This window comes from Neisseria dentiae, from assembly GCF_014055005.1.
Classification (GTDB): Bacteria; Pseudomonadota; Gammaproteobacteria; order Burkholderiales; family Neisseriaceae; genus Neisseria; species Neisseria dentiae.
This window is the reverse complement of sequence record NZ_CP059570.1, coordinates 1,217,932-1,244,923: the sequence shown is the minus strand read 5'-3', so window position 1 is coordinate 1,244,923 and position 26,992 is coordinate 1,217,932. Positions and strand designations below refer to the sequence as shown.

27 protein-coding genes and 1 pseudogene are annotated in these 26,992 nt (G+C 50.6%); 22 read left to right on the top strand and 6 right to left on the bottom strand.

The features are described 5' to 3' along the window. The first annotated feature begins 9 nt into the window (after window positions 1–9). The 5 genes from dapF to H3L92_RS05860 all read left to right on the top strand — a co-directional run bounded on the left by dapF (window position 10) and on the right by H3L92_RS05860 (window position 3,820). A complete protein-coding gene (gene dapF, locus H3L92_RS05880; protein WP_085364728.1) occupies window positions 10–858 on the top strand; it encodes a diaminopimelate epimerase in 849 nt (282 codons plus the stop codon). Further along, window positions 858–1,514 carry a DUF484 family protein gene (locus H3L92_RS05875; protein ID WP_085364729.1) on the top strand — a complete coding sequence of 219 codons (657 nt, stop codon included), beginning with the start codon at window positions 858–860 and terminating at the stop codon, window positions 1,512–1,514. The genes dapF and H3L92_RS05875 overlap by 1 nt, the downstream gene beginning before the upstream one ends. Continuing rightward, window positions 1,515–2,117, top strand: a complete 603-nt coding sequence (locus H3L92_RS05870; RefSeq protein ID WP_085364730.1) for a hypothetical protein — start codon at window positions 1,515–1,517, stop codon at window positions 2,115–2,117. It begins immediately after the preceding gene. A gap of 124 nt (window positions 2,118–2,241) precedes the next feature. Continuing rightward, window positions 2,242–3,174: a cysteine synthase A gene (gene cysK / locus H3L92_RS05865; RefSeq protein ID WP_115336325.1), complete on the top strand. Its 933-nt coding sequence runs from the start codon at window positions 2,242–2,244 to the stop codon at window positions 3,172–3,174. 136 nt (window positions 3,175–3,310) lie between these two features. Continuing rightward, window positions 3,311–3,820 (top strand): prokaryotic membrane lipolipid attachment site family protein, encoded by a 510-nt coding sequence (locus H3L92_RS05860; protein ID WP_085364919.1) that lies wholly within the window; start codon window positions 3,311–3,313, stop codon window positions 3,818–3,820. Window positions 3,821–3,892: 72 nt separating this feature from the next. Here the strand turns inward: H3L92_RS05860 and H3L92_RS05855 are convergent, their stop codons facing one another. Continuing rightward, window positions 3,893–4,258, bottom strand: a complete 366-nt coding sequence (locus H3L92_RS05855) for a YkvA family protein (RefSeq protein ID WP_085364732.1) — start codon at window positions 4,256–4,258, stop codon at window positions 3,893–3,895. A gap of 254 nt (window positions 4,259–4,512) precedes the next feature. Next, a complete protein-coding gene (locus tag H3L92_RS05850) occupies window positions 4,513–5,493 on the bottom strand; it encodes a malate dehydrogenase (protein ID WP_085364733.1) in 981 nt (326 codons plus the stop codon). A 575-nt stretch (window positions 5,494–6,068) separates the two neighbouring features. On the opposite strand from H3L92_RS05850, the gene sdhC reads away from it, so the two are divergent. From sdhC to lpdA, 10 genes are all read left to right on the top strand, one after another. Continuing rightward, window positions 6,069–6,446, top strand: coding sequence for a succinate dehydrogenase, cytochrome b556 subunit (gene sdhC, locus H3L92_RS05845; protein ID WP_085364734.1), 378 nt, complete (start codon window positions 6,069–6,071; stop codon window positions 6,444–6,446). Beyond that, the gene (gene sdhD / locus H3L92_RS05840) at window positions 6,440–6,787 is read left to right on the top strand and encodes a succinate dehydrogenase, hydrophobic membrane anchor protein (protein ID WP_085364735.1); all 348 of its coding nucleotides are present in this window, start codon (window positions 6,440–6,442) and stop codon (window positions 6,785–6,787) included. The genes sdhC and sdhD overlap by 7 nt, the downstream gene beginning before the upstream one ends. Further along, window positions 6,784–8,547 carry a succinate dehydrogenase flavoprotein subunit gene (gene sdhA, locus H3L92_RS05835; RefSeq protein WP_085364736.1) on the top strand — a complete coding sequence of 588 codons (1,764 nt, stop codon included), beginning with the start codon at window positions 6,784–6,786 and terminating at the stop codon, window positions 8,545–8,547. Before sdhD ends, sdhA begins: the two co-directional genes overlap by 4 nt. Before the next feature lie 23 nt (window positions 8,548–8,570). Further along, window positions 8,571–9,275 (top strand): succinate dehydrogenase iron-sulfur subunit, encoded by a 705-nt coding sequence (locus H3L92_RS05830; protein ID WP_085364737.1) that lies wholly within the window; start codon window positions 8,571–8,573, stop codon window positions 9,273–9,275. A gap of 1 nt (window position 9,276) precedes the next feature. Beyond that, on the top strand, window positions 9,277–9,525 hold the full coding sequence (locus tag H3L92_RS05825; protein WP_085364738.1) for an FAD assembly factor SdhE: 249 nt from the start codon (window positions 9,277–9,279) through the stop codon (window positions 9,523–9,525). Between the two features lie 92 nt (window positions 9,526–9,617). Continuing rightward, window positions 9,618–10,901, top strand: a complete 1,284-nt coding sequence (gene gltA / locus H3L92_RS05820; RefSeq protein ID WP_085364739.1) for a citrate synthase — start codon at window positions 9,618–9,620, stop codon at window positions 10,899–10,901. Between the two features lie 206 nt (window positions 10,902–11,107). Next, window positions 11,108–13,942 carry a 2-oxoglutarate dehydrogenase E1 component gene (locus tag H3L92_RS05815; RefSeq protein WP_085364740.1) on the top strand — a complete coding sequence of 945 codons (2,835 nt, stop codon included), beginning with the start codon at window positions 11,108–11,110 and terminating at the stop codon, window positions 13,940–13,942. Window positions 13,943–14,006: 64 nt separating this feature from the next. Continuing rightward, window positions 14,007–15,200 (top strand): 2-oxoglutarate dehydrogenase complex dihydrolipoyllysine-residue succinyltransferase, encoded by a 1,194-nt coding sequence (gene odhB / locus H3L92_RS05810; RefSeq protein ID WP_085364741.1) that lies wholly within the window; start codon window positions 14,007–14,009, stop codon window positions 15,198–15,200. Window positions 15,201–15,279: 79 nt separating this feature from the next. Next, the gene (locus H3L92_RS05805; RefSeq protein WP_085364742.1) at window positions 15,280–15,549 is read left to right on the top strand and encodes a hypothetical protein; all 270 of its coding nucleotides are present in this window, start codon (window positions 15,280–15,282) and stop codon (window positions 15,547–15,549) included. 149 nt (window positions 15,550–15,698) lie between these two features. Then, window positions 15,699–17,129 carry a dihydrolipoyl dehydrogenase gene (gene lpdA / locus H3L92_RS05800; protein ID WP_085364743.1) on the top strand — a complete coding sequence of 477 codons (1,431 nt, stop codon included), beginning with the start codon at window positions 15,699–15,701 and terminating at the stop codon, window positions 17,127–17,129. A gap of 130 nt (window positions 17,130–17,259) precedes the next feature. Here lpdA and H3L92_RS13595 read toward each other — a convergent pair. Then, a pseudogene (locus H3L92_RS13595) lies at window positions 17,260–17,453 on the bottom strand (lipoprotein signal peptidase). Window positions 17,454–17,933: 480 nt separating this feature from the next. Between H3L92_RS13595 and H3L92_RS05795 the strand changes: the two are divergent. The 7 genes from H3L92_RS05795 to H3L92_RS05765 all read left to right on the top strand — a co-directional run bounded on the left by H3L92_RS05795 (window position 17,934) and on the right by H3L92_RS05765 (window position 23,846). After that, window positions 17,934–19,370 carry a circularly permuted type 2 ATP-grasp protein gene (locus H3L92_RS05795; protein WP_115336324.1) on the top strand — a complete coding sequence of 479 codons (1,437 nt, stop codon included), beginning with the start codon at window positions 17,934–17,936 and terminating at the stop codon, window positions 19,368–19,370. Continuing rightward, complete coding sequence (locus H3L92_RS05790; RefSeq protein ID WP_085364744.1) at window positions 19,367–19,960, top strand: hypothetical protein; 594 nt, start codon at window positions 19,367–19,369, stop codon at window positions 19,958–19,960. Before H3L92_RS05795 ends, H3L92_RS05790 begins: the two co-directional genes overlap by 4 nt. Window positions 19,961–20,153: 193 nt before the next feature. Next, on the top strand, window positions 20,154–20,960 hold the full coding sequence (locus tag H3L92_RS05785; protein ID WP_085364921.1) for a transglutaminase family protein: 807 nt from the start codon (window positions 20,154–20,156) through the stop codon (window positions 20,958–20,960). Between the two features lie 144 nt (window positions 20,961–21,104). After that, window positions 21,105–21,839 carry a proteasome-type protease gene (locus H3L92_RS05780; protein WP_085364745.1) on the top strand — a complete coding sequence of 245 codons (735 nt, stop codon included), beginning with the start codon at window positions 21,105–21,107 and terminating at the stop codon, window positions 21,837–21,839. A gap of 123 nt (window positions 21,840–21,962) precedes the next feature. Continuing rightward, window positions 21,963–22,427 (top strand): Fur family transcriptional regulator, encoded by a 465-nt coding sequence (locus tag H3L92_RS05775; RefSeq protein ID WP_085364746.1) that lies wholly within the window; start codon window positions 21,963–21,965, stop codon window positions 22,425–22,427. Continuing rightward, a complete protein-coding gene (locus H3L92_RS05770; protein ID WP_085364747.1) occupies window positions 22,418–23,341 on the top strand; it encodes a CobW family GTP-binding protein in 924 nt (307 codons plus the stop codon). The genes H3L92_RS05775 and H3L92_RS05770 overlap by 10 nt, the downstream gene beginning before the upstream one ends. 178 nt (window positions 23,342–23,519) lie before the next feature. Next, entirely contained in the window at window positions 23,520–23,846 is a 327-nt protein-coding gene (locus H3L92_RS05765) for a YegP family protein (RefSeq protein ID WP_085364748.1), read from the top strand. Between the two features lie 329 nt (window positions 23,847–24,175). Here the strand turns inward: H3L92_RS05765 and H3L92_RS05760 are convergent, their stop codons facing one another. The 3 genes from H3L92_RS05760 to serB form a co-directional block, all read right to left on the bottom strand. Next, the gene (locus H3L92_RS05760; protein WP_143824296.1) at window positions 24,176–25,132 is read right to left on the bottom strand and encodes a hypothetical protein; all 957 of its coding nucleotides are present in this window, start codon (window positions 25,130–25,132) and stop codon (window positions 24,176–24,178) included. Then, the gene (locus H3L92_RS05755; protein ID WP_085364750.1) at window positions 25,113–25,676 is read right to left on the bottom strand and encodes a hypothetical protein; all 564 of its coding nucleotides are present in this window, start codon (window positions 25,674–25,676) and stop codon (window positions 25,113–25,115) included. Before H3L92_RS05755 ends, H3L92_RS05760 begins: the two co-directional genes overlap by 20 nt. Before the next feature lie 408 nt (window positions 25,677–26,084). Further along, window positions 26,085–26,921, bottom strand: coding sequence for a phosphoserine phosphatase SerB (gene serB / locus H3L92_RS05750; RefSeq protein WP_085364922.1), 837 nt, complete (start codon window positions 26,919–26,921; stop codon window positions 26,085–26,087). Between the last annotated feature and the right edge of the window lie 71 nt (window positions 26,922–26,992).

The following is a 26,992-nucleotide window of genomic DNA, read 5'->3' as shown; positions in this document are numbered from 1 at the left end:
AGGATAATGATGAAAACGCTGAAATTTACCAAAATGCACGGTTTGGGCAATGATTTTATGGTTATCGACGGCATCAGCCAGCCGTTTGAGCCGGAAAACGCACCGCTGACCAAATGGGCCGACCGCCACACGGGCGTGGGTTTCGACCAGCTGTTGCTGGTGGAGAAAGCGCATTCCGATGCGGTGGACTTCCGTTACCGTATCTTTAATGCCGACGGTAGCGAAGTCGAGCAGTGCGGCAACGGCGCGCGCTGCTTTGTGCGCTTTGTGGTAGATAAGGGCTTGACCGATAAGCAGGAAATTGTGGTGGAAACTGCGCGCGGCATTATTCTGCCCCGTTTGGCAGAAAACGGCTTGGTCAGTGTGAATATGGGCAAGCCCCATTTCATGCCGTCTGAAATTCCTTTTATACCGGCGGCGGGAGAGGCTGCCGATGCGTTAACGCATATTATTTTAGTGGGGCTGGAGTCGGTTCCCGTCAGCTGTGTCAGCATGGGCAATCCTCATGCCGTGATTGTGGTGGACAGCGTGGAAACCGCACCGGTAGAGCAATGGGGTGAAGCGATTGAGTCGCACGAACAATTTCCCGAACGGGTGAATGTGGGCTTTATGGAAGTGGTTGACAGCGGCCACATCCGTTTGCGCGTGTATGAGCGCGGTGCAGGGGAAACACAGGCCTGCGGCACCGGCGCATGTGCGGCGGCGGTGGCGGGCGTGAGGCTCGGCCTGCTGGAGGCAGGCAAGCAGGTGCGTGTGAGCCTGCCGGGCGGCGATTTATATATTTCTTGGCAAAACGGCGCCGATGTGATGATGACCGGCCCGGTGGAAACCGTGTTTGAAGGCGAGTTGCAATACTGATGAATAAAGAAAATGTTTTGGCGTTTTTAAGGGAGCATCCGGATTTTTTGGCAGAACATGCCGACGAACTGGGTGTACGCCTGCGTGATGAAAAAGTCCGCTCTTTTGCCCAAGCGCAAGTGGCGGCTTCGCAACTGAAAATCGAAAAAATGGCTTCCCAGCTGAGAACCATGCTGGCCGATTCAGAGGCAAACCGCACGACCATGCTGCGCCAGTTGGCATTGGATGTGCAATTGCTGGGGGCAAATACGGCCGGCCAATTGATTCATGCCTTATACCGTTCGTTGCAGGAAGATTTCGGCCTGCAACAGTTTGTGCTGAAAATTGCCGTCAAACCGAAAAACAAAGCGCGTATTCCCGATGAGGCCGCCGTGTCCGGTAACACCAAAGTAAGCGCGGAAATCGTCGGGCTTAAAAAGCCGTTGTTAGGCAATAAGATAAGCAAAGAAATGCAGGCATTGCTGCCTGATGATTGCAATACGGTTGCGGAAAGTTTTTTGCAGTTGCCTATTCCGATAGGCGGCGGAACAGGTGCGGTGCTGCTGGCGGCTGATGCCGACGTTAACCGTTTTGCCGAAGGTTTGGCTACCGAATCTGTCGAATATATGGCGGCGGCCGTGGGTGCGGCGCTGTCGCGGATTATGGGTTATCGTTAAATGGCCGGTTGGGATGTGTGGATTTCGGCCGTTTATATCGCCGTGTTTTTCACCGCTGTTTTTAAAGCGGGAGAATTCCAATGGTTGTGGGGCAGCGTGTTGTTGTGGATAGGGTTCGGTGTTGCTGGCGCACGCCTTCTGCCGGGCGTGTGGGGTATCACCCATTTGGCTCCGCTTTATATCCCCCATTTCTATATTACGCTGGCCAGCCTGTTTTTCTTTGTGAACCATTGGAAAAGGGCGCCCGAAAAAAAGATGTGGCAGGCCGAAAATGCCAACGGCTTTATCAGTTTGTTTGCGGTGAGCGGTATGCTGATGAGCATCGTATTCACCGCATTGGTTTTGATGGTGTACAGCCGCTTTCCGGGAGGTATCACACCTTATGTGCTGCCCGCACTGTTGCAGCTTTACGCACTCAAACCGGCCTATTGGTTCGGCATGCAGGGGGTGATTATGGTGGTTTTCTACCTGCACCGCAAAGTTATAGCGGGCGAAGCGGCAAACCGTTTCAGCAGCCGCCAGCTGCAACTGGGTTTGTTGCTGGCATTATTGTGTCAGACGGCCTGTGTAGTTGCCGCATTGTCGGATATCCGCTACGGCTAAGCGCTGCACGGCTCAGCTTACAACCAAAAGTTATAAATTAAGAAAGATATGGTATTGGTTTTTCAGACGGCCTGAATTTAATATGCCGGTTGTCAATATCCCCCAATCTATCAGGAGCAGAATGATGAACATTGCACACAGCATTACCGACTTAATCGGCAACACCCCGCTGGTTGAGCTGAACCGCCTCACCGAAGGCTTGCCCGGCCGCGTTGTGGCCAAGCTGGAGTTTTTCAACCCCGGCAGCAGCGTAAAAGACCGTATTGCCGCCTCAATGATCGATGCGGCCGAAAAAGCCGGCAAAATCAATAAAGACACGGTTATCGTAGAAGCCACCAGCGGCAATACCGGTATCGGTTTGGCTATGGTGTGCGCCGCCCGCGGCTACAAACTGGCCATCACCATGCCCGAGAGCATGAGTAAAGAGCGCCGTATGCTGTTGCGCGCATTCGGTGCCGAACTGATTCTGACCCCTGCCGCAGAAGGCATGGGCGGTGCGATTGCCAAAGCTCAGGCTTTGGTCGACGAAAACCCCAATACTTACTTTATGCCGCGCCAATTCGATAATGAAGCCAACCCGCAGATCCACCGCGAAACCACCGCCGAAGAAATTTGGCGCGATACCGACGGTAAAGTGGATATTTTCGTGGCCGGTGTAGGCACGGGCGGTACGATTACCGGCGTGGGCGAAGTATTGAAAGCGCGCAAACCCGAAGTGGAAATCGTTGCGGTGGAGCCGGAAGCTTCGCCCGTATTGAGCGGTGGTGAAAAAGGCCCGCACCCGATTCAGGGTATCGGTGCAGGTTTTGTGCCCAGCATTCTGAACACCGGCATCTACGACAGCATTATTAAAGCATCCAACGAAGCTGCATTTGCAACAGCCCGAGCCATGGCCGAGAAAGAAGGCATTTTGGTTGGTATTTCTTCGGGTGCAGCCGTGGCGGCCGCGTTGGAGCTGGCTAAAAAGCCTGAAAATAAAGACAAACTGATTGTGGTGCTGATTCCTTCTTACGGCGAGCGTTATCTTTCTACCCCGCTGTTTGCCGACTTGGCATAAAAACCACAGTAAATTCATATCAAAAGGCCGTTCAGACGGCCTTTTTTACAGCTTTCGTTTGATACTCCGGATGGGGGCGGAAAAAATAACGACCGCTTGTCATTCATTATTGGATTATCTGTTAAATCTGATTATAATGTGCCGCATGAAAAAGCATATCCCCCTCCTATTCGTATTGGCTGCATTGGCAGGTTGTGAAACCATTTACCTTCCTTCTTTAAAAGAAGTGCCGGTTAAACCCACCAATGTTAAAAAAGAGCCTGCTAAAAAACAAACGGCAAAAGCCCCGTACCGTTTGGCGGAAAGCCATTGGACGGATGTGTCGAAAATCCGCGACGAGGCAACACGTTTGAGTTATCAGGTCAGCCAGGGCCAGATTACCAAAGTTCAGGCGGCGCAGTATCTCAACCGCTTCCGCATCCAGCAGGTCGGCAGAAACTCTGTGGATGACAGCATGTATGAGGTTTACCTGCGTTCGGCCGTGGATAGCCAGCGCGGAGCCATCAGCAGCCAGCAATCCAAGCTGTATGTTCAGAATGCGTTGAGAGGCTGGCAACAACGCTGGCCGAATATGAGCAATAAACCTTCCAATCCCGCATTTACCAACTTCCTGATGGAAGTGATGGATATGCGCCCATTGGAGTAATTCAATAAAAATACCTTACAAGGCCGTCTGAAAAAATTTTCAGACGGCCTTTAAGCTTTTCAAAATCACATATCAGCGCAACAACAGTTTTTCGGTTGCCAAGCGCGCTTTTTCACGGATTTCATCGGTGAGATGGCTTTTCATCTGCGCATACACTAAGGTAATCACCGCAATATCGTCACTAAACCCCAAAGGGCCGAGCAAATCGGGAATACTGTCTATCGGGCTGAAAAAATAAACTAATGCGCCGAGAATAATCATTTTCGTCCGCTTGGGCGTGGCAGGATCTTTAAACAGAAAATAAAGAGCGTAAAGCTGTCTAACTGCCGGAGCTCCCAGTCTGCCTGCAAAGCGTGCGAGTTTTCTCAGAAAACCCGGTTCGTCTAATTTTTTTCGGCGGAACTTGGGAATAAACTCTTCAGGGGAGGGGCGGTTCATATTTAACATCCTCTATACACGATAAGGGTTTTGCCAAGGCGGCTTTGCGGCCTCAACAAAATACTAAATGGTGGAAGTTACGCTGATTACAAGGGTTGGGGCAGGTGAAGTACATGTAAAATATTGAAATATGGTTGTTCGGCACACGATACGGTATGGTTTCGTTATATTTCTAAAAGTTTGGTTTATAAAAAAGCCGTCTGAAAATATTTCAGACGGCTTTTTTGGTAGAGAGGAAAATAAACTGGTAAGGATTAAGACAGCAAATGGGCAACGCCGGCTTTTTCTTCTTCCAGTTCTTTCAGGGTGATGTTGATGCGCTCACGGCTGAAATCGTCGATATCCAAACCTTCAACTAATTTGTATTCGCCGTTTTCGCAAGTTACGGGGAAGCCGAACATGGTGCCTTCGGGAATACCGTAAGAGCCGTCAGACGGAATGCCCATAGTTACCCATTTGCCGTTGGTACCCAACACCCAATCGCGGATGTGGTCGATGGCAGCATTGGCGGCCGAAGCGGCGGAAGAAAGGCCGCGTGCTTCGATAATGGCTGCACCGCGCTTGCCCACGGTAGGCAGGAACACATCGGCATTCCAGGCTTGGTCGTTAATCATATTCTTAACGCTGTCGCCATTGATGGTGGCGAAACGGTAATCGGCATACATGGTGGGCGAGTGGTTGCCCCATACGCACAATTTTTCAATGGCCGAAACCGGTTTGCCGGTTTTTTCTGCGATTTGGCTCAAGGCGCGGTTATGGTCGAGGCGCAGCATGGCGGTAAAGTTTTTGGCGGGCAGATCGGGTGCCGATTTCATGGCGATATAGGCATTGGTGTTGGCCGGATTGCCTACAACCAATACTTTAACGTTGCGGTCGGCCACTTTATTCAAAGCAGCGCCTTGCTTGGTAAAGATTTCGGCGTTCGCCAGCAGCAAATCGGCACGTTCCATGCCTTTGCTGCGGGGGCGCGAACCAACCAGAATGGCAACTTGGGCATCTTTAAACGCAACCTCAGGATCATCGGTAGTGAACATGTCGGCCAAGAGCGGGAATGCGCAATCTTGCAGTTCCATCATCACGCCTTTCACGGCGTTTTGGGCTTGCGGCAAGTCCAGCAATTGCAGAATGACGGGCTGGTCTTTGCCCAGCATTTCGCCGCTGGCGATGCGGAACAGTAAAGCATAACCGATTTGGCCGGCAGCGCCGGTTACGGCAACACGAACGGGTGACTTCATACCAAAACTCTCCTGAGTGATTTGTGATTGTAAAAAACAACGTTTGGCAAGTGGTTTTCAGACGGCCTTTATTGTTTGAGACCGTCTGAAAACGGTTTGGGATGCCGAAACGCAGGTTGGCGGATATGCCGGAAATATCTTCATGGCTGAAAACGCAAGCAGCTCCTTCCGGCCTCGAGGCTATTATATTCCGTTATCCGATTCAGGCGGTATCATACCAAAATTATCTAACGGGGCAATAGAATTTTGTAATCGGATGAAATTATTTTGTTATCAGGTGAAACAACTGCCGTTTTATGTCTGATTGTCGGCCGTTGCAGGGGAGTGGGAAGCATTTTAATGCAGATAAAAATAAGAAAGAAATGAAATTTTCTCTGCCAAAACCGCTTTAAAACAGATGTTTGTTAAACAGGTTGTTAAATTTTATTAAAAAACTGTCTTTCGGGGCTAGCCAACTGTGGGCAAACCATGTAAATTACGCCGTGACGTAGTTTCATGTAGCCGATTTCAGCAAAAAGCTGAGGGCTGCTTCAGGTTTTGAGTTTTTGAGAAATTCTGTGAAAGAGGATATTGAAATGCAGACGAAACAGCGCCCTGTATTCCTAGAAATCCCCAATATCAGGTTGCCGATACCCGGGATCGTTTCCATTCTGCACCGCATCAGCGGGGTCATTCTTTTTGTGAGCCTGCCTTTGCTGTTGTGTTTCTTGGCCGGCACGCTGAGTCGCGAAGCCGCATTTGAAACCTACCGCTCCGTGGTGTCCAATCCTTTGGTTAAACTGATGCTGATCGGCTTGTTGTGGGCATATCTGCACCACTCTTTGGCCGGTATCCGTTTCTTGTTGTTGGATGCGCATAAAGGTTTGGAACTTCAAACCGCCCGTGCGACTGCAAAAGCCGTTTTCGTGGCGGCTTTGGTATTAACTGTGGTAATAGGAGCATGGTTATGGTAGACCGCAAACTGGCCGGTGCCCATTACGGCTTGCGCGATTGGGCAATGCAGCGTGCTACGGCTGTTATTATGCTGATTTATACCGTTGCATTCATTATCTTCTTGTTGGCATTGCCCGGTGATTATGAGTCGTGGCAGGCATTTTTTGCACAAACATGGGTGAAGGTGTTTGCCCAAGTTACTTTTGTTGCATTATTTCTGCATGCTTGGGTAGGTATCCGCGACTTGTGGATGGACTATATCAAGTCTTTCGGCCTGCGTCTGTTTTTGCAGATTGCCACCATCGTGTGGTTGGTCGGTTGCTTGGTTTATTCGGTTAAAGTAATTTGGGGTATCGTATGAGTTTTCCTGTTCGCAAATTTGATGCTGTTATTGTCGGTGGCGGGGGTGCCGGTTTGCGCGCTGCACTGCAACTGTCTAAATCGGGCTTGAATACCGCTGTTTTGTCTAAAGTATTCCCCACACGTTCGCATACGGTTGCTGCACAAGGCGGTATCTCGGCTTCTTTGGGTAATGTGCAGGAAGACCGCTGGGACTGGCATATGTATGACACCGTAAAAGGTTCCGATTGGTTGGGTGACCAAGATGCCATTGAATTTATGTGCCGCCGCGCCCCCGAAGCCGTTATTGAATTGGAGCATATGGGTATGCCGTTTGATCGCGTGGAAAGCGGCAAAATCTATCAGCGTCCTTTCGGCGGCCATACTGCCGAGCACGGTAAGCGCGCGGTAGAGCGTGCCTGCGCCGTAGCAGACCGTACCGGCCATGCCATGCTGCATACGCTCTATCAGCAAAACGTGCGCGCCAATACCCAATTCTTTGTGGAGTGGACCGCGCTGGATTTGATTCGCGACGATAACGGTGATGTGGTTGGTGTAACCGCGATGGAAATGGAAAGCGGCGACGTTTATATTTTCCATGCGAAAGCCGTGCTGTTTGCCACCGGCGGGGCCGGCCGCATCTATGCCTCTTCAACAAATGCCTTTATGAATACCGGCGACGGTTTAGGTATTTGCGCGCGCGCAGGTATTCCGTTGGAAGATATGGAGTTTTGGCAATTCCACCCCACCGGCGTAGCCGGGGCGGGTGTGCTGATTACCGAGGGCGTGCGCGGTGAGGGTGGCATTCTGCTGAATGCAGACGGCGAGCGCTTTATGGAACGTTATGCGCCGACTGTAAAAGACTTGGCTTCGCGCGATGTGGTTTCGCGTGCGATGGCGATGGAAATTTATGAAGGCCGCGGCTGCGGTAAAAATAAAGACCACGTACTCTTGAAAATCGACCATATCGGTGCAGAGAAAATCATGGAAAAACTGCCGGGTATCCGTGAGATTTCCATTCAGTTTGCCGGCATCGATCCTATCAAAGACCCGATTCCCGTTGTGCCGACTACGCACTATATGATGGGCGGTATTCCCACTAACTATTTGGGTGAAGTAGTCGTACCTAAAGACGGTAACCCCGAAACAGTAGTAAACGGCCTGTACGCAGCCGGGGAGTGTGCCTGTGCATCGGTTCACGGTGCTAACCGCTTGGGCACCAACTCGTTACTGGACTTGGTGGTATTCGGTAAATCCGCCGGCGACAGTATGATTGAATACATCAATCAGCAAAACGGTTGGAAAGAATTGCCCGCCGATGCAGGGCAACTGACCAAACAACGTTTGGATCGTCTGAACAATCAAACCGGCGGCGAAAATGTGGATGCCTTGCGCAACGAGCTGCAACGTACCGTTCAACTGCACGCCGGCGTATTCCGAACCGATGCCATTTTGAAAGAAGGCGTTGAAAAAGTTTTGAAAATTGCCGAACGCGTAAAAAACACCGAAATCAAAGACAAGAGCCAAGTTTGGAATACGGCGCGTATCGAAGCTTTGGAGCTGGATAACCTTATCGAAGTAGCCAAAGCCACTTTGGTTGCTGCCGAAGCCCGCAAGGAGTCGCGCGGCGCCCATGCTTCGGACGACCATCCTGATCGTGATGACGAAAACTGGATGAAACACTCTCTGTTTTACACGGCAGACAACAGTTTGGCCTACAAACCGGTTCACACCAAACCATTAACCGTTGACTATATCGAACCGGCCAAGCGCGTTTACTAAAAAGAACATAAGGAACACAGCACATGGAAAAAGTACGTTTTCAGGTGTACCGCTACAATCCTGATGTAGATGCTAAGCCGTACATGAAAGATTATGAGCTTGAAATCGAACCTACCGACGTAAAACTGCTGGATGCTCTCGTGAAGCTGAAAGCAATGGACGATAGTTTGTCGTTCCGCCGTTCTTGCCGCGAAGGTATTTGCGGTTCAGACGGCATGAATATCAACGGTAAGAACGGTTTGGCCTGCTTAACGGATATCCGCAGTTTGAAACAGCCTATCAAACTCCGCCCGTTGCCAGGTTTGCCGGTAATCCGAGACTTAATTGTTGATATGACGCAGTTTTTCAAACAATACCATTCTATCAAGCCGTATGTGGTCAATGATACGCCGGCCCCTGACCGCGAACGCCTGCAAACCCAAGAGGAGCGTAAAGAGCTGGACGGCTTATATGAATGTATTTTGTGTGCCTGTTGTTCAACGGCGTGTCCGTCTTTCTGGTGGAACCCCGATAAATTCGTAGGACCGTCAGGCTTGCTGAATGCTTACCGCTTTATTGCGGACAGCCGTGACACGATTACCAATGAACGTTTGGATAATTTGAACGATCCCTACCGGTTGTTCCGTTGCCACACGATTATGAACTGCGTTGACGTATGCCCGAAACACTTGAATCCGACTAGGGCTATCGGTAAGATTAAAGAAATTATGTTGAAGCGAGCGGTTTAATATGCCTGTTTTCGACGAAGCTGCCAAACGCAGAATCCGTTATCAAACCCGTCGTGGGCTGCTTGAGCTCGATATTGTGCTTGGGCGGTTCATGGATAAAGAATTCCAGAATCTCAGCGATGAGGAACTGGCGGTATTTGTGGATATTTTGGAATTACCCGACCAAGAGTTTTTGGCTCTGGTTAACCAAAAAGAAGAAACAACCGATGCCCGTTTTCTTCCTCTTCTGGAAAAAATCAGGGGAGCCTGAGTGTTATCGGGCCGTCTGAAAACCGCAGGACCGGGTTGCGTAAATTCAATGCGCCGAGTCTGATCCCAATAGAAAAATATAAGGAGTAAGAGATGTCCAAAACAGTAAAATTGCAGGCCGAAGGTAAAGATACGCTGGAATTGCCGGTGTTGGAAGGTACTTTAGGCCCGGATGTGGTCGATATCCGTACCTTCACCAAAGGTACCGGCATGTTTACGTTTGACCCCGGTTTTGTGTCTACTGCCAGCTGCGAATCGAAAATCACGTTTATTGATGGCGATAAAGGCCAGCTCTATTACCGCGGTTATCCGATTGAACAGTTGGCTGAAAGCAGCGACTATTTGGAAACCTGTTACCTGCTGATTTACGGCGAGTTGCCGACAGCGGAGCAAAAAGCTAAGTTTGAAGATACCGTTATGCACCACACTATGGTGCACGAACAGTTAACGTGGTTCTTCCGCGGTTTCCGCCGCGATGCCCACCCGATGGCCATGATGGTAGGTGTAGTGGGGGCTTTGTCGGCATTCTATCAGGACAGCTTGGAAATTTCAGATCCCGAGCATCGCAAGATTGCCATTTACCGCCTGATTTCAAAAATTCCGACAATTGCGGCCATGTGCTACCGTTATTCAAACGGTCTGCCGTTTAATTATCCACGCAACGACCTTTCTTACACGGCAAACTTTATGCACATGATGTTTGCCACCCCGTGTGAGAGCTACACGCCGAATCCGGTATTGGTTCGTGCACTTGACCGCATCTTTATTTTGCATGCTGATCACGAACAAAACGCCTCCACCTCTACCGTGCGTTTGGCCGGTTCTTCAGGTGCCAATCCGTTTGCGTGTATCGCTGCCGGTATTGCCAGCTTGTGGGGACCTGCCCACGGCGGTGCAAACGAAGCTGTGCTGAAAATGCTTGATGAAATCGGCGATGTATCCAATGTTGCGGCCTTCATGGAAGGTGTGAAAGAGCGTAAATACCGCTTGATGGGTTTCGGCCACCGCGTTTACCGCAATATGGATCCGCGTGCGAGCATTATGCGCGAAACGTGTTATGAAGTGCTGAAAGAGCTTGGTTTGGAGGACGATCCGCAATTCAAGCTGGCTATGGAATTGGAACAAATCGCGCTGAACGATCCTTATTTTGTTGAGCGCAAACTGTATCCGAATGTAGACTTCTATTCAGGTATCGTGTTGTCTGCATTAGGTATTCCGGTTTCTATGTTCACTGTTATTTTTGCGTTGGCGCGCACCGTCGGCTGGATTTCCCATTGGCATGAAATGATTAGTGATCCGAATCAGAAAATCGGCCGCCCGCGCCAGTTGTATACAGGTGCAGCACGCCGCGACTTCGTTCCTGTTGATAAGCGTTAATAACGGTGTGTCCCGTAAATTTAAATATGAACGGTTTAGGTTTTCGGGATATGCTTTGTAATTAAATTACTTGAAAATCAACATAGAAAACATTAGCAAACTTAAAATGCAAAGAGTAGAATAAACGTATTTTCAGACGGCCTTGGGCTATGTTTTGAAAATAAGAAATTCTACTCTTTATTTTATACAGGCAAAGGGCAATCCCCATGATGGAAGACAAGCTCAATTTTTCATATTTATTTGGTTCAAACGCACCTTATATTGAAGAGTTATACGAAAATTTCCTAAATGATCCGAATTCTGTGGATGATAAATGGAAACAATATTTTAGCGACCTTGCTGCACAACCGGGAGCGGCAGAGCGCGATGTTCCGCACCGCCCGATTCAGGAATCATTCGCCAATCTGGCTAAAAACAGGGCAACCGCTGCCATTTCGGGCGGTTTGGATGAAAGCATGATGAAAAAGCAGGTCGGCGTTTTGCGCATGATGTCTGCTTACCGTATCCAAGGCGTAGGCGCGGCACAGCTTGATCCGCTCCAGCGTATGCCTCCCAGAAATATTGACGCCTTAGATCCCAAGTTCCACGGTTTGGATGCTGCCGATATGGCGGTACAGTTCAGCGTGGGTGAAGGAGACTTTGCCGGCAGCGATAAAATGACCCTGTCTGATATTGTCAGCAAGCTGAAACAGACTTATTGCGGCCATATCGGTATTGAATATATGTATATCGCCAATACCGAAGAGCGCCGTTGGATTCGCAATTATTTTGAAGGTTCTTTATCCGCGCCCAAATTTGATGTCGATGAGAAGCGTTATATTCTCAAACAATTAACTGCGGCAGAAACTTTGGAGCGTTATCTCCATACCAAATATGTCGGCCAAAAACGCTTTTCGGTTGAGGGCGGTGAAAGCTCGATCGTAGGTTTGAACTACCTGATTCAGAATGCCGGAAAAGACGGCATCGAAGAAGTGATTATCGGTATGGCACACAGGGGCCGTCTGAATGTGTTGGTGAACACATTGGGCAAAAAACCCGGAGATTTGTTTGCGGAATTCGAAGGCCGTGCGGCAGCCACACTACCCAGCGGCGACGTAAAATACCACATGGGCTTCAGTTCGGATATCGCTACGCCCAACGGCGCAGTACATGTTACGTTGGCATTCAACCCTTCTCACCTTGAAATCGTTAATCCGGTGGTAGAGGGTTCTACGCGGGCGAAACAGCGCCGTCGCGGTGAAGGCGGCCAAAACCAAGTGTTGCCGGTATTGATTCACGGTGACTCTGCCTTTATCGGCTTGGGAGTCAACCAAGCAACGTTCAATCTCTCCAAAACACGCGGCTATACCACCGGCGGCACCATCCACTTGGTTATCAACAACCAAATCGGCTTTACCACATCCGATACCCGCGATGTGCGATCTACCGTGTATTGCACAGATATTGCCAAAATGGTGGAAGCCCCCGTATTCCATGTGAACGGCGACGATCCGGAAGCCGTATGCTTCGTGGTGCAGGCGGCCTTGGATTACCGCAAGCAATTCAATAAAGACGTTGTGATCGATTTGGTTTGTTACCGCAAGCTCGGCCATAACGAGGGCGACGATCCCACGCTGACCCAGCCGATGATGTATAAAAAGGTTGCCAAGCATCCCGGCACGCGCGCGCTGTATGCCGATAAACTGCTGGCTGAAGGCGTGATTAAGGCGGAAGAGGCCGAAGGATTTATCCAAGCCTATCGTGATGCTTTGGACAAAGGCGAGCATGTCGAGCAGACACGCCTCACCGACTATGAAAGCAAACACCGTGTAGATTGGTCAAAATACCAAGGCCAAGACTGGCGCGAGCAAGTGGAAAGCGGCTTGTCGGCGGCGGATATCCAACGCTTGACTGACAAATTTACCGAAGTGCCCGAAGGCTTCGCCTTGCACAACACCGCAAAACGCGTATTGGAAGCGCGTAAATCAATGGCGGCGGGCGAACAACCGATAGATTGGGGTATGTCGGAAACGCTGGCATATGCGGCGCTGGTAACCAACGGCACGGGCGTGCGTATTTCCGGTGAAGATTCGGGGCGCGGCACATTCTCACACCGCCACGCGGTATTGCACGACCAAAACCGCGAAAGAAGCGATGCCGGCGCTTATATTCCGCTGCGACATATGGCGGAAAACCAAGCGGATTTCTTGGTGATCGATTCTATTTTGAACGAAGAAGCCGTTATGGCCTACGAATATGGCTTTGCCTGCTCGGCACCCGATAAACTCACCATTTGGGAAGCGCAGTTCGGCGACTTTGCCAACGGTGCGCAAGTGGTTATCGACCAATTTATTTCTTCAGGCGAAACCAAATGGGGCCGCTTGTGCGGGTTGACCACCATTCTGCCGCACGGCTATGACGGACAAGGCCCAGAGCACTCTTCGGCACGTTTGGAGCGTTGGCTGCAATTGTGTTCCGAGCAGAACATGCAGATTGTGATGCCGTCTGAAGCATCGCAGATGTTCCATATTTTACGCCGCCAAGCTTTGCGTTCATACCGTAAGCCTCTGGTAATCTTCTTATCTAAACGCTTGTTGCGTTTCAAAGATTCGATGAGTCCGCTGGAAAACTTCGCCGAAGGTTCGACCTTCCGTCCGGTTATCGGCGACACGGTCGAGCGCGCCGACAACGGCAGCGTGAAACGCGTTATTCTGTGTGCCGGCCAAGTTTATTACGATTTGGCGGCAGGCCGTGCGGAGCGCGGGCTGGAAAACGATGTTGCCATCGTGCGTGTGGAACAGCTGTATCCGTTCCCGTATGAAGAGGTTCAGGCAGAGCTGGCAAAATACCCCAACGCCAAAGATGTGGTGTGGGCGCAGGAAGAGCCGCGCAACCAGGGTGCTTTCCACCAATTGCGCCACCGTATCGAAAAAATCTTGGACGAACAGCAGAAGCTGGGTTATGCAGGCCGCCCGGCCAGCGCGTCGCCGGCAGTCGGCTATATGAGCAAACACGTTGCCCAGTTGAAACAGCTGGTTGAAGATGCAATGACTTTAAACTAAACCATTTAAGGCCGTCTGAAACCGATTCGATTATTCAGACGGCCTCACACCACCGGAGAATAAAATGATTGTTGAAGTAAAAGTACCCGTTTTGTCTGAAAGCGTATCCGAAGGCACTTTGATGTCTTGGCATAAAAAAGTGGGCGAATACGTTGAACGCGACGAAATCCTGATTGATGTCGAAACCGATAAAGTCGTATTGGAAGTGCCGTCGCCGCAAGCGGGTGTTTTGGTTGAAATTGTTGCCCAAGACGGCGAAACCGTTGTGGCCGAGCAGCTGCTGGCCAAAATCGATACCGAAGCCAAAGCCGAAGCCGGTGCTTCCGCACCGGCAGTAGAGCAAGCCGCCGCTCCCGCCGCACAAGCTCCTGCTTCCAATACGCAAGCCGGCGTAGCGATGCCGGCGGCTGCCAAACTTGCTGCCGAAAAAGGCGTGGATATCGGCAGCGTGCAAGGCTCCGGCCGTGACGGCCGGGTGTTGAAAGAAGACGTGCAGAATGCCGCTGCCGCTCCCAAAGCCGCAGCAGCAGCCCCTGCCGCTCCGGTGCCCGCCGGAGTGCGCCCTGAGCAGCGTGTACCGATGAGCCGCCTGCGCACCCGCGTAGCCGAGCGTTTGCTGGCTTCCCAGCAAGAAAACGCGATCCTTACCACTTTCAATGAAGTAAACATGAAGCCGGTAATGGATTTACGCAATAAATACAAAGAAAAATTTGAGAAAGAACACGGCGTTAAGCTGGGCTTTATGTCGTTTTTTGTAAAAGCCGCCGTGGCCGCGCTGAAAAAATATCCGGTTGTCAACGCTTCTGTAGACGGCAACGATATCGTTTACCACGGGTATTTCGATATCGGCATCGCCATCGGCAGCCCACGCGGTTTGGTTGTGCCGATTCTGCGTGATGCCGACCAAATGAGCATTGCCGACATTGAAAAAGCCATCGTTGATTACGCCGTAAAAGCCAAAGACGGCAAAATCGCATTGGAAGATTTAACCGGCGGCACATTCAGCATCACCAACGGTGGTACATTCGGTTCAATGATGTCCACGCCCATCATCAACCCGCCGCAGTCTGCCATTCTGGGTATGCATGCCACCAAAGAGCGTGCCGTGGTAGAAAACGGCCAAGTGGTGGTGCGTCCGATGATGTATTTGGCGCTTTCTTACGACCACCGCATCATCGACGGCCGTGAAGCCGTGCTGACTTTGGTAACCATTAAAGACTTGTTGGAAGATCCCGCACGCCTGTTGCTTGATCTGTAATTCGCAAAACCTACGGTTTTCAGACGGCCGGATGCGAAAGGCCGTCTGAAAACCGTTACAGCTGAATATTGAAAGAAAGATGAAATATCTGTTTCTTTTATCCGCATTGGCTTTAAGCGCCTGTGCGGCAACCCATCAGGAAGAATACTTGGTATCGGCCTATGACGGTAAAGGGCGCTTGCTCAGCAAGCGTGTACAATTAGGCAGCAACAAAGCAGGCGTGCCGTTGGCGCGCGACACTTTGTGCAAAATACACCCGAGAGCCGTTATCCGCGTGCATACAAAAGGTAGCAAACAGCTTGCCGGAGATTTCAAACCTTATTCGTGCAGTTTGAGGAAAGAAATTTGAAAACATACGGCAATTTCCCGGAAATATCCGGTTTGTTTGGCCGGTTTGCACCATTGGTTTTGGTTTTCGGAAACTTCTTCGATAATCAGGCCGTCTGAAAGCCTATGGTTTCAGACGGCACCATACAGATAAAGAGAAAGGGATTAAACATGTCTCAGTTTGACGTAGTCGTTATCGGCGCAGGCCCCGGCGGTTATATCGCCGCAATCCGTGCTGCGCAACTCGGTTTCAAAACCGCCTGTATCGATGCGGGCGTAAACAAAGCGGGCGATGCGCCGGCTTTGGGCGGCACCTGCCTGAATGTGGGCTGTATTCCCTCCAAAGCTTTGTTGCAGTCTTCAGAGCATTACCATGCCGCGCAACATGATTTTGCCGAGCACGGCATCACCGTCGGCAACGTGAAATTCAATGCTGCCAAAATGATCGAGCGCAAAGATGCCATTGTTACCAAACTTACCGGCGGTATTAAGTTTCTGTTTCAAAAAAACAAAGTGGAAAGCCTGTTTGGTAAGGGCTCGTTGAAGGGCCGTAACGGCGATTTATGGCAGGTTGAAGTCGATAACAAGGGTGAAAAAACCGTGGTGGAAGCCAAAAACGTGATTATCGCCACCGGTTCCGTGCCGCGCCCGCTGCCGTTGATTGACATTGACAACGTTAACGTGCTGGATAACGAAGGTGCATTGAACCTGACTGCCGTGCCGAAAAAACTGGGTGTAATCGGTTCAGGCGTAATCGGTTTGGAAATGGGTTCGGTTTGGAAGCGCGTAGGCTCCGAAGTAACGATTCTCGAAGCCATGCCCACGTTTTTGGCTGCGGCCGACCAGCAAATCGCCAAAGAAGCCTTCAAAATTTTCACCAAAGAGCAGGGCTTGGTTATCGAGCTGGGCGTGAAGCTAAATGAAATCAAAAACAACAAAAAAGGCGTAACCGTTGCTTATGAAGTTGGCGGCCAGGCCAAAGAAGAAACGTTCGACAAACTGATTGTTTCCATCGGTCGCATCCCGAACACCGAGGGCTTGAATGCCGAGGCCGTGGGTTTGGAAAAAGACGAGCGCGGCTTCATTAAAGTGGACGATGAATGCCGCACCAATCTGCCCAATGTTTGGGCAATCGGCGACGTGGTACGCGGCCCGATGCTGGCGCACAAAGCCAGTGATGAGGGTGTGGCCGTGGCCGAGCGCATCGCCGGCCAGAAGCCGCATTTGGATTTCAACACCATTCCGTTCGTTATCTACACCGACCCTGAAATCGCGTGGGTCGGTAAAACCGAAGAGCAGTTGAAAGCGGAGGGCGTAGACTATAAAAAAGGCACTTCGGGTTTTGCCGCCAACGGCCGCGCTTTAGGTTTGGGCAAGGCCAAGGGCACGGTGAAAGTGTTGGCCGATGCCAAAACCGACCGTATTCTCGGTGTACACATGATTGGCCCGATGGTGAGCGAGTTGGTTGCCGAGGGCGTAACCAGCCTCGAGTTTAAAGCCAGCAGCGAAGATATCGCCCGCATCGTTCACGCCCACCCGACTTTGTCGGAAGTGCTGCACGAAGCTTCTTTGGCGGTGGACAAACGCGCTTTGCACGGTTGATATACGGTTGAGGCCGTCTGAATCTTTCAAGTTAGGGTGTAAATTCTTACGGAAGCCCTATTTTTAAAACACACCATACTCGGGCATTGCCCGAGTATTTTTATAGCCAGAAAGAATATAGCGGATTAACTTAACGTTCGCTGTATCGTTGCTGCGCCTTAGCCAAAGAGAACGATTTTGTAAGCCGAGACCTTTGCAAAACCCCCGATGTGGATGCAGTTCAAGGCGTAGAAGAGCAGCGAGTGCAGACATATCAAATACAAGGCTAAGCGAGCGGGCAGTACCCCAAAGGGTATAAACGAACAACGCAGAAATGCGCCGCAGATGGAGGCAAAGGTCTCAAGCCGCTAAAGTGGTAACAGAATCGGTTTCTTACTACTTGTACTGTCTGCGGCTTGTTGATTTGTATCTAAGTAATTGAATCTGCTATATAAAGAGAAGATTGGTTCAACTAACTGTGAATAAACCGATGTTCCAAGCATGGGTACAGCTGGCGGCAGCATATGATTATCAAGATATTATTGTTAACAATTTTACCTTAAATTGTGAACAATTTAATAAAGAAACTATATTTCAATTATATTTATATTAATTTATTTATATTGCTTAATTTTATTAAAAAATAGAATAAAATTAAATAAAATCAAAAATAAAGATATTATATTATTAATATAATATTTATTTAAGTTTGAAAAAATTTATACAAATCAAAGTATATTCATTTTAAATGTTAAAAAAATATATTTAATTTTTACAAAAATAAACAGCAGAATAAGCAAACAGCCTAATCACTAAAGGTGAAATATGAATACATTGTCTTCTGCTCTTTATGATGAATTATTCTCTTCAGACGGCACTGCCCGCCGAGGCTGCGAGCATGTGGCGGAGTGGCTGGCAGGTAATAAGCCGGGTGATATTGCCACCTTAAACCAGCAGGCGCTCACGATGTTTTACCGCAAAGGCGTAACGTTTACCGTTTATAGCGAAGCGAGCAATATCGAGCGCGTTATTCCTTTCGATATTATTCCCCGCATCATTGCCGCCGACGAATGGCGTGCGCTTGAAGCAGGCTGTGCCCAGCGCATCCGTGCGTTGAATATGTTTATTCACGATATTTACCACGAGCGCCATATTATCCGCGCGGGTTTGGTGCCGGCCGCCCAAATTATGGTTAATGATTGTTACCAGCCGTGGATGTACGGTATCAATTTACCCCATCCGATTTATGCGCACATCAGCGGTATTGATTTAATCCGCCACGGCGACGGCCAGTATTACGTTTTAGAAGACAACCTGCGCACGCCGTCGGGCGTATCGTATATGCTCGAAGGCCGCAAAATCAGCGAGAGCCTGCTGCCCGATGTGTTCGGCGCCCAAAAGGTGCTGCCGGTGGATCATTATCCGCAAATGCTGAAAGAAAATCTGGTTGCGTGCAGCGGCAAAGACGACCCGAATATCGTGGTGCTTACCCCGGGTCGCTATAACAGCGCATATTACGAACACGCTTTTCTGGCACGCGAAATGGGTGTGCCGTTGGTTCACGGTTACGACTTGCTGGTGGAAGATAATTATGTGTATATCAAAACCGTTACCGGGCGGCAGCGTGTCGATGTGATTTACCGCCGTTTGGACGACCCTTTCTTAGACCCTCTGGCATTCCGTCCTGATTCTATTTTAGGTGTTCCCGCGCTGATGTCGGCCTATCGTGCCGGCAATGTGGTGATTTGCAATGCGCCGGGCACGGGTGTTGCCGACGATAAATCGGTTTACCCCTATGTGGGCGATATGATTCGCTTTTATCTTTCCGAAGAGCCGATTCTGCATAATGTGCCCACTTACCAGTGCCGTAAAAAAGAAGATTTAAGCTATGTGTTGTCGCACTTGCACGAATTAGTGGTAAAAGAAACCCAAGGTTCGGGCGGTTACGGTATGTTGGTCGGCCCAAAATCCAGCAAGCAGGAAATCGCCGATTACCGCAAGCGCATAGAAGCAGACCCCGACGGTTTTATCGCGCAGCCGACTTTGGCGCTTTCCACCTGTCCGACCTGTGTGGAAGAAGGTATCGCACCGAGGCATATCGACTTGCGCCCGTTTGTGTTGAGCGGCCCCGACAAAGTGCGTATCGTGCCCGGCGGCCTGACGCGCGTGGCATTGCACGAAGGCTCGCTGGTGGTCAACTCCTCGCAGGGAGGCGGGGTGAAAGATACCTGGATTGTTGAAACGGAAGGAGAACCGTTATGACCTTGCTGCTTTCTACCGCACACAATCTCTATTGGCTGGGCCGCTATATGCGCCGCGCACAAGAATTGCCCAATCTGGTTTTGAAACACCGCAATCCCGGCCAGATGAACCTGCTGGGGTGGCCGGTGGACGATGAAAACGAAGCACAGGTGTGCGAATACTTATATGAACAGGCTCTGCCCGAATTGTTTAACCGCATCAATGATAACGTTCAGGCCGTGCGCGCCGTGGTTGACGGTGATGCTTCCGAGCTGTTTAACCAAGCGCGCCGTTTACAGCAGGCGGGCAGCGTCCGCGCGGCCGGTTTCCAATTGTGGGCATGCAGCAGCGTGATGATGGAACAAAGCCCGCTGGTTACCCAATTTTGGCAATTGGGCGATTATGTGGAAATGCTCGACCAGCGGATCCGCATGGAAACCGCCGAAAGCCGCCATTACCGCTATTTGGCGCAAGTGGTTACCAATCTGCCCGACGGCACGGCGTGGGACAAAATCAAACAGCAGATTCAGGCATTGGTGTTCACCACCAACGGCAGCCAGTTTTACCTTTGGCGCGACCGCTTGGATCAAATGTTTGAAGACGGTGTGTGATTCAGACGGTCTCAGGTGTACGCACTGGGATAAAAAAGAAGAATAAGCGGTTTGTTTGAATTTATATAGCGGAAACCGCCGGAACGGAAGGAACAAAGCATGAAGCTGGAAATCGACCACAGCACACAATATAGTGAATTCAAATAAAAACTCCGAAATGAAATAACTGCATTCAAACTTGCAATTGGGCGATATGCTAAAGAATCGTTTTACCCTACTTCGGCATTCTTATTTTAATCCACTATATTTTTACGAAACGCCGGTGAAAAAAAGCATACAGATGCTGCGCGTTACCCCGCAAACCCTTGCGCACCAGCGGGTATTGTCGTGGCAGCTTACCCTGCCGCGTTACGGCCAAGAAATTTTCGACGGCTTCGGAAACTTCTGCACCGTGTTAAACGTTAACCAGCCGCACCAAGTGCTGAACATACACGCACAAGGCGTGGTGGAAATCGACGACACCAGCGAATACAACAGCGACACCCGTATTCCGGTTGATATTTTCATCAACAGCACCGATTTAACACGCATCAACCCCGAAATGCTGGAATTCGCACACAAACACACCAACGGGCAGGCCAACCGCACCGCACTCAGCCGCTTGAGCTTGGCGGTATTGGAGCATATGCCATACACACCCGGCAGCACCCATGTCGCCACCAGCGCCGCAGAAGCCTTTGAAAAGCGCTTGGGCGTTTGCCAAGACCATACCCATGTGTTTTTAAGCTGTGCCCGCGCATTGGGCGTACCCGCACGCTATGTTTCCGGCTATCTCTACACCGCAGAAGACGGCCACCTGGCCAGCCACGCATGGGCGGAAGCCTGCTTGAACAACCACTGGTTTGTGTTTGATATCAGCAACCAGCTCTACCAACCCATACAGCACGTTCAGCTTGCCGTGGGGTTGGATTACAACGACGCCGCCCCTTTGCGCGGCATGCGTCAGGGCGGCGGGCAGGAACACATGGAATGCCTGGTTCGCGTGCGCATAATGGAATAAAAGTAGAATGCCGGCACGCAACACGCCAACATACAGGCTTGTTTTTTGCTGTTTTTTCAGACGGCCTTATATTAAAATAACGCGCTTTATCACGCCGCCGAGCCCGAGGCCGGCGGCATTGTTTCACCGCAACACGGAATCATCATGACTTACTGCGTCGCCTTACGCCTGCAAGACGGAATGGTTTTTGCAGGCGATACCCGCACCAACGCCGGTATCGACCACATTTCCACCTTTAAAAAGCTCTACACCTTCGGCAAAGACGGCGAGCGCAGCATCATGCTGCTCACTTCCGGCAATCTGGCCACGTCGCAGGCCGTTGTGAAAATGCTCGAAAACGGCATTTTGCAAGGAACCGAGCCCAACCTGCTCGATGTGCCGACCTTATTCGATGCCGCACAACTGGTGGGCGATTTGGTCAGCAAAGTCGCCCGCACCACCCAAACGCGTGCCTACACCCAAGAAGGATTCGGCAGCAATTTTCTGCTGGGCGGGCAGATTAAAGGGCAGCAAACCGAGCTTTATCATATTTATTCGGAAGGAAACTGCATCAACGCCACCGAAGACACCCCCTACCTGCAAATCGGCGAAGCCAAATACGGCAAACCCATACTCGACCGCTCGCTCAACTACCGCAGCAGCCTCGAAGATGCCGTGCGCGCGGTGTTGGTGTCGTTTGATTCCACCATCCGTTCCAACCTTTCGGTGGGTTTTCCCATCGATCTGATTGTTTACCGCAACGACACCTACACCATGCCCGCAGGAATCCGCGTTACGGAAAACGAACCCTATATGAATAACATCCGCAGCCAATGGTCGGCCGGCCTGAAAGCCATTTTGCAGCAGTTTGAAGAACCGCCTGCCGATTATTTCCGCTAACGTGGCGGCAAAGGCAAAAGGCCGTCTGAAACGCAAGTTTTCAGACGGCCTTTCACTTCTAACGGATAACGCAGTTATAATATAACCTATCCCCTTAAGATTAAGGCCGTCTGAAAGCCGCTTATGACCACGAAACAGAAAATCCTTGCCCAAGCCAAGCACGACGGCGTGCAGGTAACCGCATTGCGCGAACAGGTGCTGGATATTATTTTGCAGCAAACCGGCGTGATTAAAGCCTATAACGTGCTCTCGCAAATGCAGCAGCAGAGCGAAAGCGTGGTCGCCCCGCCCACCGCCTACCGCGCCTTGGATTTTTGGGCGGAGCAGGGCGTTTTGCACAAAGTGGCGGCGGTAAACGGTTATGTATTGTGCAGCCACGCGCAGCACGATTGCAGCGACCACTGCCACGGGCACGGCGAAGCCGCCCACCACAGCGCCTTTATTTTGGTGTGCACCGAATGCGGCGCAGTCGACGAACAAACCCTCAGCCAAGAATGGGCGGCTTTGCGGGCAGGCGTGGCCGCCAGCGGCTTTGTGCTGAAAGAAGAACACGTTGTTTTAACAGGAACCTGCAAAAAATGTCAGTAAACAAAACCAAAGTGCACCTGATTTCGGGCTTCTTGGGCACCGGCAAAACCACCGCCCTCAAAAGCCTGATGGAGCAAAAAGACCCTAACGAAAAATGGGTGATTATCGTGAACGAGTTCGGCGAAATCGGCATCGACGGCGCCGTATTGAGCGATAACGGCATTCCCGTAGCCGAAATCGCCGGCGGCTGCTTATGCTGCACCGCCGGCGCACAATTGGGCACCACCGTGCAGAAAATGCTGCGCGACGCCCAACCCGCCCGCCTGATGATAGAAGCCAGCGGCCTGGCACACGCCGCCAGCGTGATTGACGATTTGAAAGTCAAACCCCTGCAAGACCAGCTCGAAATCGCCACCGTGTTTACTGTGGTCGATCCGCGCCAGTTCATCAATCCCGATTATGCGCAACAGGCGCTTTATAAAGACCAAATCGGTGTGTGCGACGTTTTGGTGGCGAGCAAAACCGATTTGTGCACCCCCGAAGAGCTGGAGCAGTTCCGCGAAAATGCCGCCAAGCTGTTCCCACCCAAAGCCAAGGTGGTGGAAGTGGAAAACGCCCGCATGGATATCGCCTGGCTCGATATTCCCGTTATCGAAAAACCTCGCTACCGCATCAAAGCGCTACCCGACAATACAATGGGTTTTCAGTCGCAAGGCTTTACCTTTCCCGCCGGAAAAGATTTCGACGGCGAGAGGCTCACCAATTTCTTCAACGACTTACCCAAGTTTACCGAAGGTTTGGTGCGCGCCAAAGGCGTGTTTCAGGTGATGGGCACCTGGGTGTGGCTCAACTGGGTGGACGGCAAATGGGGCGCCAGCCAGGTTTCGTGGCGGCGCGACAGCCGTTTCGAGCTGATTGCCAAATCATTTGATGCCGATTTAATCGAAAAAAAACTGAACGAAGCGCTCGAATAATTTTTCAGACGGCCTCTCGAAAAACCGGCAGAGGCCGTCTGAAAGAAGCGGCCCGAATTCCCCGCAGCGCGGGGCGCGGCAAGCGTATTGACAAGCGGGCAGGGCGGTAATTATAGTAAGCGCCTAAGAGCATTTACCCTAAACCAAACTGTTGATCTAAATAGAAAAGGAGACTGCAATGGCAACTTTTGAGTTGAAAAAAAGCGATTCCGGCGAATTCCACTTCAATTTTGTGGACGGCGACGACAAAACCATTCTGCGCAGCGAGCAATACGGCAGCAAGGCTTCGGCGCAAAACGGTATCGAATCAGTGCGCAACAACGCAGGCAACGATGCCCGCTACGAGCTGAAAACCAGCGCCTCGGGCAAACTTTATTTCAACCTGAAAGCCGCCAACGGCCAGGTTATCGGCACCAGCATGATGTATGCCGACGAAGCCGGCCGCGAAGCAGCCATTGCCGGCCTGAAAAGCAGCGCCGCCCAAGCAAGCGTGGTGGAGGGCTAACGAACCGGCGGCGTTTTTAAAAGCCGAATAATAGAAAAACCGCACTTTTTCCGAATCGGATGAAAGTGCGGTTTTTCTTTCAGACGGCCTGTATGTAGAAAATTCTAGCGTTGTTTATACTTTTCGTTTTTTGCTTGAAGACCCATTTGGGGATTTTTGAGGGTTGTCAAGAATGCCGAAAGGCACGGCGAAGCCGCGTAGTTCTTGATAGTCCTTAAAAAGCACGAAACAATCATTTCGGCAAAAAAATAAAAGCCGATTGGCAGAAAAAGTGTAAATAACCCGACCTTTTCTAACAGTTTCTTTGATTCATTATCACTCCTTATCCATCACATCGACATACCGCGGCCCCGGGACTGCTGCATGGCCATCATCATTTCCTGCTCCCTAAGCTCATTATCGTAATCTTGAACCGACTGCATAAACCGTTCGGCATCTTCAGCCGTAACGGGATTATTTTCGAGATAGGCCAGAAACGGGTTATATTCTTCGGCGGTTTGCAAAGGCTTTTCCTGATCCGGCGCATTGTGCGCATATAGTGTTTCCTGCGCTGGTTGGGGTTCGTTCTGCATGTAGTAGGGCACATCGTGCCGATTCGGCGCAACCTTATCCCAAAATTTCTCCAAGTTTTCGCCGTCTTTCAATATATGCGTTTTACCCTCGAATCTGACGCTGATATCGCTGCGGCTGTGTTTGGCCATTTGTTCCAAAAAATCTTCGATTTGCTTGTCGGGCATCAGCAGCGGGTTGCCGTCGAAACTTTTCCCGGCCAAACCGATATGTGCCAACCCCTGGCCGGCGAAATCGATGCAGCTGTTGGTAAAAACATTGTAGTGGGTATCATGGTTTCTCGGCGGTTTGCCCGGATAATCGATACCGCCCAAACCCAAAAAACCGTTCTGGGGCGCTTCGGTCGAACGGAAGCCTGCGATTTTTCCAGTGGCGGCCAGTTTGGGATAGGCTTGCAGCCTTTCAAACTGTTCTTTGGTAATCTTTACGGTAATCGAGTGGATATAATGGCCGTTGTCTTCTTTGTAGTCGTTCCAGTCGGTTAAGCTGAGATTGTCTTTTCCTGCTATTTTTTTATCTCTCCCTGGTGACCAGCCTGCACTAAACAGTTCTTTCTGTCCAGATTCTCTCGCTTCCAGCCATACATGGCCGACTGAAGAAGTGCCGATTTTTCCAGTCTTTGGGTCAACATAAGTTGTTCCAGGCGGAGCAAATTTAACAGTTACAGTATATTCCGACATTTCTGTTTCCTTTCGGTTAGTAAATAAATGGCTCATAAGGCCAAATAACAATAAATGTTCTTACCACTCCGGCCTTTTTTAAATAATCTTTAATTTCAGGGGTGCTGGTATCTTTAAAATCGCAGCGATAGGTGCCGTAAGGCAGTCTAAAGCCCCCCAGTCCACTACTCCATGTCATAGAATCAGGACTATGGGGTTTATGCTCGTGAAGTGCCCACCCGCCTCCTAAATACAACTCATCTTTTTTAGAATATTTTCGTTGAAAAAATACGGTTTCTTTACCGTTTTCAATACGGTAACAGGTTGTTGAGAATGAGAAAGGAATTTCTTTGTTTGTTTTATAATCAATCGATTTGGCGTAATTGATATATTCAATAATCAAAAACATTGCGTAAGGCTTATCAATCCAAGAGCGGACGGGATAGCTGATCTGTTTACCCTCTCCCATAGGAAAATCGATTTCGGGATGGTGGCCGATGTCTTGCGACCCCCAAACCCGAAGCAAATCACATTGGGCTAGGGCAAGCACTGCGGCAATGGCAAGAACGAATGCAATCCGTTTTTTGGTGAAGAGTTTCATAAGCTGATTTTTCCTGATTTCGGATGAACATAAGCTGTCCCCGATGAGGCAAATCTAACGGTTACGGTATATTCGGGGCTGTCCTAGATAACTAGGGACATTCGAATTCAATCTGTAGAAAATTCTAGCGTTGTTTACACTTTTCGTTTTTTGCTTGAAGACCCATTTGGGGATTTTTGAGGGTTGTCAAGGATGCCGAAAGGCACGGCGAAGCCGCGTAGTTCTTGATAGTCCTCAAAAAGCACGAAACAATCATTTCGGCAAAAAATAAAAGCCTATTGGCATAAAAAGTGTAAACAACCCGACCTTTTCCAACATTTTCAGGCCGTCTGAAAAACCAACCGTCGTCAAGCACGGGCATGACGATTCAGATTGAAAATACGGGCTTTAACCCACCGTCCGCACCCGTCAGCGGAACCAGCCGCGAACGGCTTCGAGGCCGCCGAAATTGATGCAGGCGTCGGCGTGTTGCTGTGCTTTCGGTTTGGCGTGGTAGGCAATGCCCGTGCCGGCCTCGAGCAGCATGGGAATATCGTTGGCACCGTCGCCCACCGCAACCACCTGGTGCGCGGCCAGCCCCAGTTTTTCGCGGTATTCGGCCAACAGTTCGGCTTTGGCTTGGGCATCAATGATTCTGCCGGTGAGTTTGCCGGTTAAGAGGCCGTCTGAAATTTCCAATACGTTGGCGTGCTGGTATTCGAAACCCAGCCGCTGTTGCAGGCGTTCGGTGAAAAACGTGAAGCCGCCCGACACCAGCAAAAACGCCACGCCGTGCTTTTTGCATTCGGCCAGCAGGTATCCGGCTCCGGGCGAAAGTTGCAGTATCTGCTCGTAAACCTGCTGCAAAACCTGTTCGTTCAAACCTTCCAGCAAGGCAACGCGGCGGCGCAGCGACTGCTCGAAATCCAATTCGCCGCGCATGGCCTGCTCGGTGATTTCGGCCACCTGCGTTTTGAGGCCGACTCCGGCGGCGATTTCGTCCACGCATTCGATGGTAATCAGGGTGGAATCCATATCGCTCACAATCAGCCCCAAATCGGCAAAGGCCAAATCGGGCAGGACGGCATGGTCGATGCGTTGGCGGTTCAGCTCTGCGGCGGCGGTTTCGGGCAGCCGGAAAGTTTCGGAAACGGGAATACGCAAAACGCTGCCGTTTGCGGCGGCAGGCGGCAGCCCCAAGGTGTTTAAAACGCTTAAATCGCATTGCGAAAGGGCGGAGTGCTGAAGAACGAGTACGCGCGGCATCATGGTTCGGAGAAGTGGTTGGTGGAAAGCGGGATTATAAAAGAAATCGCTGCGGCCGTCTGAAAAGCGGG